The organism is Levilactobacillus paucivorans, from assembly GCF_001437125.1.
GTDB classification, from domain to species: Bacteria; Bacillota; Bacilli; order Lactobacillales; family Lactobacillaceae; genus Levilactobacillus; species Levilactobacillus paucivorans.
The window spans coordinates 24,140-39,230 of record NZ_JQCA01000165.1 but is presented as its reverse complement, the minus strand read 5'-3'; the positions used below and the strand labels follow the sequence as shown (position 1 = coordinate 39,230).

The 15,091-nt window shown below is 52.0% G+C and carries 11 protein-coding genes; 6 read left to right on the top strand and 5 right to left on the bottom strand.

The window, feature by feature from the left end; genetic code table 11:
• Positions 1 to 6 precede the first annotated feature (6 nt).
• Positions 7 to 1,815, bottom strand: coding sequence for a M3 family oligoendopeptidase (locus tag IV54_RS10995; RefSeq protein WP_057879370.1), 1,809 nt, complete (start codon positions 1,813 to 1,815; stop codon positions 7 to 9).
• 569 nt (positions 1,816 to 2,384) lie between these two features.
• Between IV54_RS10995 and IV54_RS10990 the strand changes: the two genes are divergently transcribed.
• The 3 genes from IV54_RS10990 (at position 2,385) to rny (ending at position 5,741) form a co-directional block, all read left to right on the top strand.
• Entirely contained in the window at positions 2,385 to 3,329 is a 945-nt protein-coding gene (locus IV54_RS10990; protein WP_083488585.1) for an alpha/beta hydrolase, read from the top strand.
• Between the two features lie 20 nt (positions 3,330 to 3,349).
• On the top strand, positions 3,350 to 4,033 hold the full coding sequence (locus tag IV54_RS10985; RefSeq protein ID WP_237756725.1) for a YoaK family protein: 684 nt from the start codon (positions 3,350 to 3,352) through the stop codon (positions 4,031 to 4,033).
• A gap of 100 nt (positions 4,034 to 4,133) precedes the next feature.
• Positions 4,134 to 5,741, top strand: coding sequence for a ribonuclease Y (rny, locus tag IV54_RS10980; RefSeq protein WP_057879367.1), 1,608 nt, complete (start codon positions 4,134 to 4,136; stop codon positions 5,739 to 5,741).
• Positions 5,742 to 5,846: 105 nt separating this feature from the next.
• On the opposite strand, the gene IV54_RS10975 is transcribed toward rny, so the two are convergent.
• Both IV54_RS10975 and IV54_RS10970 read right to left on the bottom strand, forming a co-directional pair.
• Complete coding sequence (locus IV54_RS10975) at positions 5,847 to 7,421, bottom strand: bifunctional metallophosphatase/5'-nucleotidase (RefSeq protein ID WP_057879366.1); 1,575 nt, start codon at positions 7,419 to 7,421, stop codon at positions 5,847 to 5,849.
• A 930-nt stretch (positions 7,422 to 8,351) separates the two neighbouring features.
• Positions 8,352 to 10,379, bottom strand: coding sequence for a Na+/H+ antiporter (locus IV54_RS10970; RefSeq protein WP_057879365.1), 2,028 nt, complete (start codon positions 10,377 to 10,379; stop codon positions 8,352 to 8,354).
• Positions 10,380 to 10,906: 527 nt separating this feature from the next.
• On the opposite strand from IV54_RS10970, the gene spx reads away from it, so the two are divergent.
• Positions 10,907 to 11,305 carry a transcriptional regulator Spx gene (gene spx, locus IV54_RS10965; RefSeq protein WP_057879364.1) on the top strand — a complete coding sequence of 133 codons (399 nt, stop codon included), beginning with the start codon at positions 10,907 to 10,909 and terminating at the stop codon, positions 11,303 to 11,305.
• A gap of 164 nt (positions 11,306 to 11,469) precedes the next feature.
• Here spx and IV54_RS10960 read toward each other — a convergent pair whose 3' ends face one another.
• Both IV54_RS10960 and IV54_RS10955 read right to left on the bottom strand, forming a co-directional pair.
• Complete coding sequence (locus IV54_RS10960) at positions 11,470 to 11,757, bottom strand: hypothetical protein (protein WP_057879363.1); 288 nt, start codon at positions 11,755 to 11,757, stop codon at positions 11,470 to 11,472.
• A 183-nt stretch (positions 11,758 to 11,940) separates the two neighbouring features.
• Positions 11,941 to 12,873, bottom strand: coding sequence for a ketopantoate reductase family protein (locus IV54_RS10955; protein ID WP_057879362.1), 933 nt, complete (start codon positions 12,871 to 12,873; stop codon positions 11,941 to 11,943).
• A gap of 162 nt (positions 12,874 to 13,035) precedes the next feature.
• Between IV54_RS10955 and IV54_RS12150 the strand changes: the two genes are divergently transcribed.
• Positions 13,036 to 13,626 (top strand): hypothetical protein, encoded by a 591-nt coding sequence (locus IV54_RS12150; protein WP_237756724.1) that lies wholly within the window; start codon positions 13,036 to 13,038, stop codon positions 13,624 to 13,626.
• Positions 13,623 to 14,993 carry a S9 family peptidase gene (locus IV54_RS10950; RefSeq protein WP_237756723.1) on the top strand — a complete coding sequence of 457 codons (1,371 nt, stop codon included), beginning with the start codon at positions 13,623 to 13,625 and terminating at the stop codon, positions 14,991 to 14,993. The genes IV54_RS12150 and IV54_RS10950 overlap by 4 nt, the downstream gene beginning before the upstream one ends.
• The last annotated feature ends 98 nt before the right edge of the window (positions 14,994 to 15,091 follow it).

Genomic DNA, 15,091 nt, shown 5'->3' with positions numbered 1-15,091 from the left:
ACTTGACTATTTCACTAGTGAATCGGTTAGTCGCATAAATTCTGCGACATCGCGCTTGATGAGTTGGACGCCGGCCAGCCAGAAATCAGGCTTGGTGAGGTCGACTCCCAGATGCTTTTGGGCCAACTCTTCCGTCGACATGTTGGCGGTATCGCGTAACAGCGCGATGTATTGATCTTCGAAGTTGCCTTCTTGTTGAGCCTTGGCATAGATGCCCAGGCTGAAGAGGTAACCGAAGACATAAGGGAAGTTGTAGAAGGAAGGATCGGCGATGTAGAAATGCAACTTGCTGGCCCAAAGGTGCGGGGAGTAAGTCGATAGGTCGTGCCCGAAGGCTTCCTTTTGGGCATTTAACATCAGCTCGTTCAACTCAGCTGGTGTGACCAACTTCTGTTGCCGCAGTTGATAGAAACGGGATTCGAAGAGGAACCGGGCCCGGATGTTTAGGAACATCGCCAGGGGGTTATCCATTTTGGCATTGATTAGGGAGATCTTTTCGGCGTCGCTAGTGGCGGCTTTGACGTTGGCGTCGGCCACGATCAGTTCGCCAAAGGTCGAGGCCGTTTCCGCCACGTTCATGGCATAGCCTTGCCGGAAGTAAGGCAGGTCGTTCATGACACTCGAGTGAAAGGCGTGACCGAGTTCATGGGCCAGTGTGGAGACGTCATTTGGCGACCCCGTAAAGGTCATGAAGATCCGGGATTCATTGGTTTCGGGGGCACTTTCCATCCAACCACCAGGGGCCTTACCCGCGCGGTCTTCTGCTTCGATCCAGTTGTGTTCGAAGGCGTGTTGCGCTAAGGCGGCCATCTTAGGTGAAAATTCACCGTAATGCTTGATGATAAAGGCCGCGGCCTCGTCATAGGTGAAGTGGTGGAGTTGGGCACCTGGTAAGTTCAAGGGAGCCTCAACGTCCTGCCAACCGGCGTGCTTCTTGCCTAACAGGGCAGCTTTTCTGTCGAGGTAATCGAGCAGGAATTGCTTGTTGTCATCGACGACTTGCCAGATGGTATTCAGCGTTTCAGCACTTAACCGGTTGTCCTTGAGTGGTTCTTTCAGGAAGTCCGTGGTGCCGTGAGCGGCGTATTCCGTCAAACGGAAGCCGGCCAAGTGATTCAGGGTGTCGGCAAAGAGCTGTTCCTTATCCGTCCAGGATTTTTCCCAGGCTGGCAAGAGATCGGCTCGGTATTGGGGGTCGGCGTTCCCGAGAAGGTTGTTGTCGGCTTGCCCGGCAGACAAAGTGACGGGGTTGCCATCGGTGTCGTGGAAAGGCACGTTCACCGTTGCCACTAAGGAGTCGTAGTGCGCACTCCAAGCGGAACGGCCGTCCAGATTCAGGCGGCTGATCAGGGTTTCGGTCTTGTCGTCCAGGAGTTCCTTACCAGCGTCGCGCATTTCCTTTAAATTAAAGGCCAATGGTTGTAGCTCAGGTACCGCTAGAATGGCGTTTAAATTGGTATCGGGAACCTGAACCAAAACTTTTTTCAACTTGCCACTGACATTTTCAACTTCATTTTCGAGGCCGTCGAGCTTGGCCACCATCGGTGCTACTTCAGGGTTATTGACGTCGGCGGAACCAATGGCTGTCATGAAGAGCCCAGCCTGGCCGATGCCCGCCTCAACCTTTTGGAGATGAGTGATCAGTTTGATAAATTGTTGGTACTCAGGGGCATCACTCGCCGCGTCCCATCGGTCCAACAGGTCACCCAGAGTCGCAATGGCCGTCTTAATCTGCGTTAATTTTGTTGCCAGCTGGGCAGAATTAATTCCACCGGGAAACAGAGAATCCAGATCCCAATTCATCGAATACTTCATCGGCAAGTCCTCCTAAATGATTTGTGTATGTGAAGCCTGCGGTGGAACCGGGTCACACCCTATGGGGACCGCCCGAAGCCAAAGCGCGGTCTTCGGACTCGTCTCTAAGCCCCACAAGGGGCGTGGGTCTCAGAAACGTCCCATGCTGTAAGGCCGGCAAGTTCACCGACCTAACACCATCGACACAGGGTGTGACCCAATTCCACCTTCGGCAACGCTACCACAACTAATCGTATGATTAAGTAGTTCCAGGTAATATAACAACTAGTTTTAGCCGGAGGCAACCAGACAGAACCCCGTGTCGGTGGTCTTAGCCGAGGTCTTCTCTCGGCTTAGAGCACGGGCCAACTTTGAAACTCGGGTTTTTCGAGGTTCAAGGTTGCCCTGAAGACCGTTTCTCAGGCTTCAGGTCTGCCCCACAGGGTGGCGTCTGGTTGCCGCAGGCAGTATGGATAAGGTCACACACGTAAGTTGTGCTTATTATAGCAAACATCATAACGATTGCGCTGATCAAAAGAACTTCGTATACTTACTGAAGAAGAGAAATGAGACATTGGGAGGAAACGAAAATGAGTAAGCGAAAAAAATGGGGACTAATTAGCCTCGGTGTGATTGTGGTGCTGGTAGCCGGGGGACTGCTAGGGGCCAGTCTGTATTTCTACAACATGACGGTGGCGAGTGGTAAGAAGAGCTTCGTGGGTACCGAGAAGCCACTACGTAAGTCCGATCGCCTGTACGCCCAGAAGAAGTGGTATCGCGACGTTAAGAAAGAACAGTGGACGGAGAATGCGGCCGGTACCCATTTGAAACAGGTCGCTGACTACATTCCTGCGGACAAGACGACGAAGCGAACGGTCGTCTTGGTTCACGGTTTCGGATCGAATAAAGAAGCCATGGGCGGCTACGTGGCCCTCTTTCACCAGCTCGGGTACAACACCTTGATTCCGGATACTCGCGGTCAGGGTGAGAGCCAAGGAAAAGTGATTAGCTACGGTTACTACGAGAGCCGCGATTATTTAAAATGGGTCAAGCAGGTCATTGCCAAGCAGGGACCCCAGTCCCAAATCGTGTTGTTTGGGGTTTCCATGGGGGGCGCCACGACCATGATGACCAGTGGCTTGAAGACGCCGACCCAGCTGAAGGCTTATATCGAGGACTGTGGCTACACGGACGCACAAGCCGAGATTAGCTATCAAGCTAAGCAAATGTACAACCTGCCGTACTGGCCATTAGTGCCGTTGACCAGTGCCGTAGCGAAGGCCAAGGCCGGCTTCCATTTCAAGGACGCCAATGCATTGGCTGCGGTCAAGAAGAATCACAAGCCGATGTTGTTTATTCACGGTGGGGCGGATACCTTCGTGCCAACGCGGATGGTCTATCAGGTCTACCGCGCGGACGCCGGGCCTAAGGAACTCTTGGTGGTCAAAGGTGCCCAACACGCGGCAGCCTTGTCCCACAATCCGGAGCTCTACGAAAAAACCGTCACGGCCTTTTTAGCCAAATACATGAAGTAAGTTAGAGGAGTCTAATTATTTTGGATGATGTCACGCGACAATTTCGACCGGTAACCGATACGATCCTGACACTGGGTGCCACCCTGGTGATGGGCGTTATTGATGCCGACACCTTCTTGAAGCACGGCGAGGTCTTCGTGAGTGCGCAGACGGGAAACCTGATTGTGGGGGTTATCAAGCTCATGGAACACGGTTGGCAAGCCGCCTGGACCAATGGGTTTGTTTGGATCGGTTACTTTCTGGGGTGCTTCATTGCTCAGGGTCTGAGTGAACAAGTCAGTGCCCGCAATCCTCGGCGGCAGATGCGCTGGCTCTTGTTGATTGACGTGCTGGCCTACGCGCTACTCGCCAGTCTGCAGACGACATTGCCGGACAGTTGGCTCATCTTTTTCCTCGGGACGGTGGCCGGTTATGAACTCACGATCTTTCGCCAGGTCGGGGGCATCGCCATTAATAACGGCATCATGACGGGGAACACCAAGGCCTTTGCCACGAGTTTCTATCGGGCGGTGGTCAATCGCGATCACCAGGCGGGCCAGCGGGTGATACGTGTCGGCGCCGTCCTGGTAACCTTCCTGTTAGGGTGTGCGATCGGCGTTCGTTTAGCCAATCTGGCGGCCTTGGATGTCCTGTGGGTGGCGAGTGGCTTCAAATTAATTCTGCTCGGTTGGTTATTTTTACCGGTAGCTATGGAAAACCCTTAACTTGAACAGTTGGGTTGTGGGCATAAATAGCGTATAATTAACGGGAAAAGTGACAATCCCCCCGGGACACCCGGGACTGAAAATTAAGGAGCACATTATATTGTTAATAACAGGACTGACTATCGGTCTGTTGTTGATTGGGATTGTGATCGGTTACCTGGTTCGGCAGCGACAGCATCGCGCGGAATTATTGGCGGTTCAGGCCAAGGCTAGAACCATCATTGCTCAGGAGACCGAGAAGACGAAACAGCGTGTCGACCAGCTTACCAAGAAGAGTCGGCAAGCCACACTCGCCTATCAGCAATCCGTCAAGGACGAATTGACCGAACAACAAAGTGATATTCGCGTTAGAGAACAACGACGGCAACAACGAGAACGTTTAATGGGACAGGCCACGGTCCGGCTCGACGATCAAACAGAAATGTTAGATGAACGGAGCCAGGCTAATCGTGATCAGCGGCAAGCCATTCATTTGCTCCGCGACCAGGCCGAAGAGCTGACGACGACGCGCAACCAGACCTTAGCGCAACGCGCGGGGATGGATGAAGACGACGCTAAACAAACGGTGCTGAATCACGCCGAATTAGATTTGAAGCGCGACCGGGACATTGAAATAAAGGCCCTCAACGACAATGCCGTGGCCAACGCTGAGAAGTGGGCCAAGGATGTTGTCTTGTCCGCCACCGAGAGTGGCCCTCAGGATTTACCTAAGGAACACATGGAACACACTGTGACCGTGCCGAATGGCGATATTCGTAGCAAGATTATCGGTCGTGACGGGCAGCACATTCGCTTGTTAGAGACCCTCACAGGGACGGATCTAATCTTCGTACCGGATGACAACACCACGTTGTTTATCAGCACGCATGACCCAATCCGCCGTGAGATTGCCCGGGTGGCTCTGACCAACTTGGTCGCCAGCCGCCGCATCTCGGCTAACCAGATTGAGACGCAGGTTGAGAATGCGCAACGTGACGTGAACCACAGTCTCTGGGAAACCGGGGAACAGACGGTTAGCCTACTACACGTGGGCTGGATGCATCCTGACCTGATGAAACTGATCGGCCGCCTCAAGTACCGGACCAGTTACGGTCAAAACGTGTTACTTCACTCGATTGAAGTGGCCCAACTGACCGGAGCCATGGCCGCCCGCTTGGGTTACAATACCCGATTAGCACGGCGAGCCGGTCTCCTGCATGACTTGGGGAAAGCCATCGACCACGAAGTCGAAGGAACCCACGTGGAAATCGGAACGGAATTTGCCCAGAAGTATGGGGAAGATCCGATCGTGATCAACGCCATCGCGGCGCACCATGGGGACATCGAGAAGACGTCACCACTGTCCGACTTAGTTGCGGCAGCCGATGCCATTTCCGGTGCCCGTCCTGGTGCCCGAAGCGAATCGGTGGAAGATTACATCAACCGGTTGCGAGCCCTCGAACAGATTGCCAACGAACAGAAGGGTGTCTCGGAAAGCTACGCCATTCAAGCTGGGCGGGAGTTGCGGATTATGGTCAAGCCACATGAGCTGGACGATCAGGCCGCGGCTAGCCTGACGCAGGAAGTGGCTAAGCAGATCGAAGACAAACTCACGTATCCTGGTAAGATTAAGGTCACGACGATTCGCACGCTGACGGCGGTCGAATATGTTGGTGATGAAAAGAAAAAGAAGAAACACAAGAAAAAGAAAAAGGTCGCCAATGCTTAACACGCTGGCAACCCAAAAGCCCCGCGACTTCCAATTTGGAAATCGCGGGGCTTTTGATATGTAGGTTAGCGCTTGACGCGCCATTTGAATTAAACGTAAACCGATTTATTCGGGATGATTAACGACTGTAAAATTGTTATTGGCCGTCGCCGGGACCGTCGGGTGTTCTTGGAGGTAGTCGGCAATGATTTCACTCATCGCGCCTTGACCCTCCGCGATGATCTTGTCGGCGCTATACATGGCGTAGTGGCCGCCGCCGACTGCGCGGTACTGGTTCAATACGATCCGGAGTTCCTGATCGTCCGTCACGGGTTTACCATGATAGGTCAGGTTTTCGATGCGCTGACCCTCGGGTTTCGCCACGTTAATCTGGTAGTTCACACCCTCGTACATGTCATAGTTATACTGACGCCGTTTGGGATGGACGAAGGCCGGGTTGACGGCAATTTGGTCGTCTTTGATCGCAAAATAGCGGGCGGAAACTTCCAACGCGGCGCGCAGGTCGGCCCCGGTGATCTTTAAGAGGGACAGGCCATTAGGATAGACGTAGTTGGTCATGATGTTTCGCATGGTGATGGGATTCTCAAAGCCGCGAGCCTCGTCACTGAAGAGGGCCGTGGCCGAGATGTCGGCGCCCATCGTGGCCATTTGAACTTTTTGGATAAATTCGATATAAGGGGTCTCATGCATCCGTGCCGCAAAGGGATCGTCAAAGGTCATGTCGCCTTGGATGTGACCCAGTGGCTGGTCGAGCCAGTGGCCGACCTCACTGTTCAATCCGTTAGCGGCGGCGAGAACTTGGGGATCCAGTGGGGCATGTTTGGTGGGAACCAGTTCACTTTCATGGTTGAGAACGGTCACGCTACCATCCGCCTTGCGTTCGAGATCTAACGTAATCTTTCCGATAGCTTGCCCCCGGAAGCCGGGCTGGGTGATCGGCGTATCAAAGACGTCGGTTGCCAATTGTCGGTGCTGGTGACCCGTGACCAAAGCGTCGATGCCCGGAATGGCCTCTAGGATGTGGTAGGCTTCGTTTTCGCCAACATGAATGTCATTGGGCTTACCAGTGGTTAAATCGCGCTCAAAGCCCCCGTGGTAGCATACAACGACCACATCTGCCTGTTCTCTGATGATGGGCACATATTTCTTGGCGGCCAGGTAGGCGGACTCAAATTGAAGTCCGCTGATGTTGGTAGCTTTTTCCCACTTGTAGACGGCCTGGGTGGTGAGCCCCAGAATGCCGATCTTAATGCCGTCTTTTTCAATAATTTGGTAGGGCTGCCCGTATTCGGGTTCGCCATTGTGATCCAAAATATTGGCGCACAGAATGGAACGTTTGGCGTCTTTAATGGCGGCCTGTAAGTATTCTTGGCCGTAGTTAAATTCATGGTTGCCGAGAATTCCGCAATCATAGTCGATTTGGTTATAGATGGCCATCAGGGGTGCTGGATCGCGGTCGGGCTTGACCCGAGCCACGTAGTAGGCCAGCGGCGATCCTTCGAGAAAGTCCCCGTTTTCTACGGTGACTACGGGACCCAGGGTCTTCGCCTGCGCTTGCTCACGGGCAATAACCGTGGCAGCTCGAGCCAGGCCAAAGCCTTGGTGACTGCCTTTCTTTACATAGTTCGTCGGAAAGACATACCCGTGGGTATCGCTTGTCGATAAAATTGTCAGCTTCATGAATTCTCACCCTCCATTACGTCTAACAGACCCTGAGCACAACGCCGAATCTATAACGTGTTAAAGAAATTATAAGCTAGTTTGCTAACGGTGTAAATTTATGAGAGCGCATTCGTCCAGATTATGAGTAAATTTCTAACAAAAGCGTGGGGGATGGACTATTATCGGCTAGAATTTTTAGTTGTCTTAGTCTTTGATGCCTCCGGTGGGACGGGGTCACTCCCCTATGGGGAACGCTTGAAGTCAAGGAGCGGTCTTCAAGCTCGTTTCCAAGTCTCACTAGACCCGTGAGTCTTGGAAACGTCCCGTGCTGTAAGGCCGGGAATTCGTCGACCTAACACCACCGACACAGGGGGTGACCCCGTCCTACCTCCGGCTAATAGACATTGTTGTTATTTGAGTAGCGACCCAGATGATAGCAAGTGTGGGAAGGCTAATTAGGCTAAATTGACGTCAGTTGTTAGTCATGTAGCGAATTTCGACGAGGATTTCTATTTTTTAACTAATCTCAGCCGGAGGCCACCAGACAGAACCCCGTGTCGGTGGTCTTAGCCGAGGGTCTGTCTCGGCTTAGAGCACGGGCCAACCTTGAAACTCGGGTTTTTCGAGGTTCAAGGTTGCCCTGAAGACCGCTTCTCAGGCTTCAGGTCTGCCCCACAGGGTGGCGTCTGGTGGCCGTAGGCGACACTTTTTTCTTCTCCTGGAAGTTTAAAGACAGCAAAAAAAAACAGCGACCGGACCGTAATTGTCCGCATCGCTGCTAAATAAAAACACATGTTACGTTTGGAGTGGGCCGGTATCGCCGTAGCGGTCCGCCCGTTTTTTACTTTTGGAGGAGTAAAATTGGTAACTTATTCGTTGTTTAATTCGTAAGTTATGCGACTACTATAGCATTCAATTGTGAAGAAAATGTGACGCTGAGTGGTCAATCTATTCTTCTCCAGCAATTTCTTGGGTATAGAGCATCTGATCGGTTGAGACTTGTTGGTAGAGTTCATCGGCCAGAGCCCTTGGAATCTCCTTAGATGACCGGCGTTGGCGAATGTAGGTGTACTCGTGTTGGAAGGCTTGAATAAAGAGTTCACTTTGTTCGTTTGCGGTTTGAGTCGATTCGAAGCGCCGATGACGTGCGTTGTAGTAGTAACGAACCGCGTTCACTTCGGCTTGGTTATCAATAGTGGTGGCTTCGGTCAGAAAGGCCATGACCTGAGTGTAGATAGTCTTTTCAACCAACATAAAACTTTCGCGACGTTCTTGTTCGGCCGCGGAAACGTGACCGGGACGTGAGCGATCGCCACCACGATGGCTGTGGCGTTGACCGGTTTGAAGTCGTTCTCGGCGTTTGCGTCGGTCACCATGGTGGGTGATGAGATGCCAGAGTCGGTGTCCCACGAAGCGGAACCAGATGTTGGTGTTGACGAGTGGATTACGACTACTCATTTGAGATTTCATCAGGAGTAAACGCACGTAGCGGTTGGCAAAAGGCGTGGGGATGGTACCATCGTCGGCAAGTCCCTGGACCGCTTTGACTTCCATCTGAGTCGCTTGATTGAGGAGTAATCGTGTCACTTTTTTGTCCGGCCGCGTATTGTTCGTTTGGCTATTTAAGACCTGAATCACCGCTTGGGCACTGGCTGGGGTGTCGGGATTTTCTTGAGCCAACCGCTCACTCGCGTAGGCCACGAGGGCCTTGCGTTCCTGTTCAAGCTGGTCGGGATCGACCGTGGCCGTCTTCTTGGGGAGGACGAATGGCAGGACGATGGTTGGTACCAGTAGACTCAAAATAATTACGACGGCGGCCACAAAGATCATGGTATTCCGATAAGGGAAGGCCGCGCCGTTAAACGTCAGGGGCAGTGAGAAAGCCATGGCCAAGGTAATCGTTCCGTGAACACCAGATAGGGCGCCAACTAAGGCATATGAGCGCCGTTTCTTGGGCTTAGAGTGGATGAGAGCCCAGTCGAAACGAATCCAGAGATAACGCAAGGCCGTCATGACCACGTAAAGCACCACGGCTAAGATGAGGAAGGTTGTTAGGTCCTTGGTGTGATCTTGTTGAATATTTACCCAGACTGTTGGTAGTGTCGCTCCTAAGAGGACGAACACGAACCCATTTAAAATGCTGGTGATGATGTTCCATGAAGAGCGCGAGACCAGTTGGAGCTGGGTACTGGAGAGACGGAGTTGCTTTGAAGAAAAGCTGTACATCAGCCCAGCCGCGACGACCGCGAGAATTCCCGAGAGTTCAAGGTGTTCGGCGGCGAGGTAGATCAGGAAGGGCACGATGATGTCGTAAGGGATGATGACACTGGAAGAATCCATCCCACTTTGAACCAACAGGACACGGGCCCAGACGGCTAAGCCACCCAGGATAACCCCAATTAGCAGGCCCCCGAAGAAGACGATGAGGAAGTGTTTCACCCCCATGCCAACGGAGAACTTACCGGTCGTAAAGGCCGCCAACGCAAGGTTGAAGGCCACTAATCCGGAAGCGTCGTTGAATAGGGATTCGCGTTCCAGCATGCCCATAACGCGTTCTGGCACGGCCATATTCGTGGTAATGGAGGAAACGGCGACGGCATCGGTTGGCGTCACAATGGCTGCTAGCGCGAAGGCCAGGGCCAATGGAATGCCGACCACCATGCTGTGGGCCAGGTAACCCATGGCGACCACGGTCAAGACGGCGAGGACAATCGCCATGGAGGCAATCGACCCAACGTTGCGCCGAAGATCTTTAGCGCTGGCGTTCTTCCCATCGAAGAACATGAGGGGGCCAATGATCAGAAGCATGAAGACTTCAGGTTCCAACGCAAAATGGTGGAACATGGGAATTAATGACAACAAGGCCCCAGCAAAGATCTGGTAGAAGGCCTGAGGAATAACGGAGAAATAGGGATAGATAGTGTTGGCAACGATGGTCGCCAAGACGAGTAATAAGACGGAATAAAAGGCTTCCAAGACAAGTTCCTCCTGAGAATAATTGATGCCACCATTTTACGCCATTCTTAGGGGGAACGGGTCGGCGATCGCTCGAAAAGGCAAAAATAACCAATTTAATAAAGCTGTGGGAGTGAATTTAATGGCTGATTAAGATACAAAATGGATAATTTTACATAAAGAGTGAATATCCATACATTTAACTGAAAAAGACACGCGTGGCGGGTTCAACCTTAACGGAACCTAAAAATGCAAAGGATAATTGGTTGAGCTTAAGAACTTTGTGGCGGGATAATGGACGAGTTAGGGGGCTTTCGTCGGATTTATCACAAGTAAAACGATGCACGTCACCTTAGTTGTGGGGGCCAACCAACACGTTAAAAAATGATGAGGGTTATTTAGAAAGTTTCCAAAAAGGGTTGATTATTCATTCAATTGTGGTAACATATAAGTTGGTTCTACTAGATAGTTCAGTGAAACATTTCGGGGGAACCAAGTTGTCTGTGTTTCTATCGTTACTCAATCCAACGATAAGGAAGTGCTGAGATATGATTAATTTGTACATTGCGCCAAGTAGCGCATCCAGTCGGAAAGCACGCGCATGGCTTAAGGAACATGAGATTGCGTTCAAGGAACGTAACATCAAGTCTAAGCCACTGAATGCTACCGAGGTTAAACAGATTCTTCGGCTCACAGAAAATGGGAGCGAGGATATCATTTCTACCCGATCAAATATTTTCAAGCAATTGAATATTGATTTGGACAGTCTGTCGGTCAGCCAATTAGTTGACTTAGTTGTTAAGTATCCGGACTTAATCAAGCGCCCAATCATCTTTGATGATAAACGACTTGAAGTGGGGTACAACGAAGAGGAAATCCGTCGTTTCTTACCACGTGAGGTACGGACCGCCGAATTACACCACTTAGAATCACAATTAAGCTCATAGACCTAGTCGATCAGTTCTCGGGGGAGTGCTGGTCGATTTTTTATTGACATTTTTATAATCAGACGCCAAAAGTCCAGGACACGATGAGATGTCCTGGACTTTTTTGATCGATTAGATTTTCGGATTAGCGATGATAACCGCTAATAATTACCAGCCACGACTAACTAAGCGTGTTGCCGGCGGCGGTAATTCTGAGCCATATTCCCATAACCTAGTTGTTCCAAGGTCTCCACAATCGTGGCTTCAATGGTTCCTGTGGCAACCACGTCAAACCCTGCCAATTGGGCAACAATGAGACTTTCGACGCGGTGAACTACCGTCGGATCGTTGGTCAGTGTTGTGAGTGACCGATGAATCTTTCGCGAATTAAACGGAATGTGCGCTCCTGCTGAGTTTTCCACGGTGAGACCACCCGGGTACATCGTTGCCTGTGATCGTCTTAAAACATCCATCGTCTCTAGCCCTCCTAGGGTTTGCCGAACCCGTTAGTGTGTCTTTATAACGCCCGGTCAAAAATTAGTATAGGTCTATGTTACGATGAATCAGCAGAAATTACAACTAGATATAGGGCAAATGTGTGAGACTTTGCCACATATAGTATGAAAGTGACAGAGCGTGGTGCTCACTTTTTAGTGTTACTTGATACCACGGAGAGACTCTTGACTGTGAATTAACTGCGTCAGTAAGGCGTTAGTTGGTGCCGGAACGCCGAGTTTCTTTCCCAGCTGGGCAACGTAACCATTTAAGAAGTCAATTTCAGTTGGACGCTTCTTCGCCATATCTTGGTGCATCGATGGATAGTGTCCCCCGTTCTTATCGGGATCGAATTGTGCGGCGATGAGGGTCGTGTCAGCAGCTGCGTCGAATTGAATATGAGCGGCCTTAGCCACGGCGGCAAATTCTGTTAAGACGGCATCGTTCAGTGTCCGCCAATTTGGCAGGGAGCCGAATTCACCAATATTGCAGTCAAAGAGGGTGCAGTAGGTGTTCAGCACGCTGTTTAAGGCGGCCTTCTTCCAGATAGCGGCCAGCACGTTCTCAGCGGGACTGGCGTTGAGGTGTGCAGCATTCAAGGCCGCGATCAAGGCTGGCAGCTCGTCGAACTTCTCGGGCACGATGGCTTGTAGGGAGATGCTCCCGGTTCCAGTAACCGTGATGTGACCTGGACCCGTCAGGCTAGAAGACCAAACCGTGGTGCCGGCCACGACGCGATCCTTGGGAACGTGGCGTTCAATGGTTTCCACATTGCCAATCCCATTGGCCAGGGTCAAAACGATGGGCTGGTTATCCAAAATACCACTGAGTTGTTGAAGCATCTGGTCCATTTGCATGGCCTTGGTGAAGAGAATCACCAGGTCGAAACGTTCCGTGACATCCGCGGGGCGTTTAGCAGTCATCGGTGTGATGTGGTCTTGGCCGTCATCGGTGGTGACGGTTAAGCCGTGTTCCTGAATGGCAGTGACGTGATCCTGCCAGTTATCGATCAGGGTGACTTGGTGGCCGGCGTTCTGAAGCTTGACCCCAAAACGGCACCCCATGGCACCAGCACCAGCAATTGCAATTTTCATACTTGCTCACTCCTTATCACATTAGTTACTTTCAGTGTAGCGGTTTTCCGTCGCGGGCGCACGTGAAGGCTTGAATTGGGTTTGACAGGGGCCGAACCGGGAGCGTAAGATAAAACGCAACCGTTTAATGAGAAAATAATGAGAATGCCAAGGAGTGGTGAGATGACCCAGAGCGTGCAAGCACAGGATTTATTTAACCTAAAATCAATCACACAACCGGTCGTAGCTGGCGATCGGATCTTTTTCGTAGAAAATAGCGTCGATCGGGCCAGCAACGGCTATCGTGCGGTGGTTCGCGGCGTCAGTGGTGGCGAGGTCTGGACCGCGGGAAGCGTCGGTGAACAGAATACCCGACCAGCTGTAGCGGGTCAGCGACTTTACTTTGCCGCGAAGGTTGGACAGGCCAAGCCACAACTTTTTACCACGTCACTCAATGGTGGTGAAGCGCTGGCCGTAACGACCTTAATGCCGGAACAAGCTGTCAGCACGGTACTCGCGAGTGGCGATCAACAGACCATCTTTTTCAAAACTACCGAGACCACGGAACAACCGAAATTCTTGAATGCCGAGGACTTTCCGCAAACGCGACACGTTTCTCGCCTAATTAATAAGGCCGATGGTCATGGCTGGTTGCCCCAGCACGTGACCTATCGGGTTTGGCGCTATCGACCAGAGACCGATCAGCTGCGAGAGGTTTTGAGTCAAGGGACGGACTTTGACTTGACCAGTGCCAGTGCCGATGGCTCACGGTGATTAAGGACGTCCGGCCAGACGATGACCGGGATTTCACGCGTCATGCCTACTGTTTAGACACTGCCACCCGTGAGTGGTCGGATCTGACCAGTGAACTCAAGGGTCAGGTGGCCGATGCCACAATTTCCGCGGATGGTCGTCGAGTCCTTATTGTGGGCAACGATGGCTCACATGGCCTACATACCGTGGCCAACGTTTATCTTGCCAATCGTGAGACTGGCGAGTTAGTCAATCAGACGGCATCGTTGGATGCGGATCCGGTACCGGAATTTGCGGCTGACTTCACCCAGAACCCGAGTGGCAAATTGGCGCAGTGGCTGGATGGCCAGCACTTCGTGTTCACCGCCGCCTTCCACGGCCATAGTCAACTCTATGTGGGGGATGGTGGCTTGGTTCGCCTGTTGGACGATCGGCCACGCGAGATCGTTGACTTTACCGTTCTCGATGACGATGCCGTCGTTCTTGCGGTGTCTGCTCAGGATCGGCCAAGCCTCCTTGTTCGGCATACGCTGAGCGATGGTAACGAACGAATCCTAGTGAACCCAAACGCAGCCTATGAAGACACTCATGAGTACGCTCATCCGCAACGCTTCACGTTTGAGGCTACCGACGGCCAAGAGTTGGAAGGCTGGTACCTCCCAGCGCAAACGACCGCTAAGCAGACGCCAGTCCTGCTCTACGTCCACGGGGGACCGCATGCGAACTATGGCGATACCTTCTTCTATGAATTTCAGGTGCACGCTAGTCGCGGATATGGGGTGGTCTTCTTCAATCCACGGGGCTCAACCAGTTATGGTCAGGCCTATCAGGACGCGGTGATCGGTCATTATGGTGAACACGACTATCGCGACGTGATGAGTGGTTTGGATGTAGCCCTCGCGAAGTTCCCTGAGTTAGACGCAGACCGTCAGTACATTGCCGGCGGATCTTACGGGGGCTTCATGACCACTTGGGCCGTGGGTCACACGAAACGCTTTGCGGCAGCTGTTGCCCAACGATCGGTGACCAACTGGATTAGTTTGTTTGGGACCAGTGATATTGGCTTTTACTTCAATCCGGATGAATTGGCCGGGGATCTCTTCGATGAGGGCGGCGTGAGTGAGTATTGGCAACGCTCGCCGTTAGCTTATGCCCAGAATGTCACGACGCCAATTCGATTGTTACACGGTGAGTGGGATATGCGCTGCCCAATCAGTCAGTCCGAAGAATTCTTCACCGCGGTTAAACGCCACGGTGTCGATGCCGATATGATTCGTTACCCGCAGAGTTTCCATGGGGTGTCGCGTAATGGGCTACCAAGTCTTCGTGTGCAACGGATAGACGATATGACCGCGTGGTTTGATGCGCATCCGTCAGTTAAGGAATAACTAAAATAGGGCGTTAGTTCCGTTGTTAACGGAAACTAACGCCTTATTACTTACCGTGATTGATAGAAGACGTCATTGGGACAAATATTGTTATCACG

Excerpts from the sequence above, each read along its gene's own strand:
- IV54_RS10995 (WP_057879370.1), bottom strand. The coding sequence starts at position 1,815 with ATGAAGTATTCGATGAATTGGGATCTGGATTCTCTGTTTCCCGGTGGA.
- IV54_RS10960 (WP_057879363.1), bottom strand. The coding sequence starts at position 11,757 with ATGGATGTTTTAAGACGATCACAGGCAACGATGTACCCGGGTGGTCTC.
- IV54_RS10955 (WP_057879362.1), bottom strand. The coding sequence starts at position 12,873 with ATGAAAATTGCAATTGCTGGTGCTGGTGCCATGGGGTGCCGTTTTGGG.
- spx (WP_057879364.1), top strand. The coding sequence starts at position 10,907 with ATGATTAATTTGTACATTGCGCCAAGTAGCGCATCCAGTCGGAAAGCA.
- IV54_RS12150 (WP_237756724.1), top strand. The coding sequence starts at position 13,036 with ATGACCCAGAGCGTGCAAGCACAGGATTTATTTAACCTAAAATCAATC.
- IV54_RS10990 (WP_083488585.1), top strand. The coding sequence starts at position 2,385 with ATGAGTAAGCGAAAAAAATGGGGACTAATTAGCCTCGGTGTGATTGTG.
- IV54_RS10975 (WP_057879366.1), bottom strand. The coding sequence starts at position 7,421 with ATGAAGCTGACAATTTTATCGACAAGCGATACCCACGGGTATGTCTTT.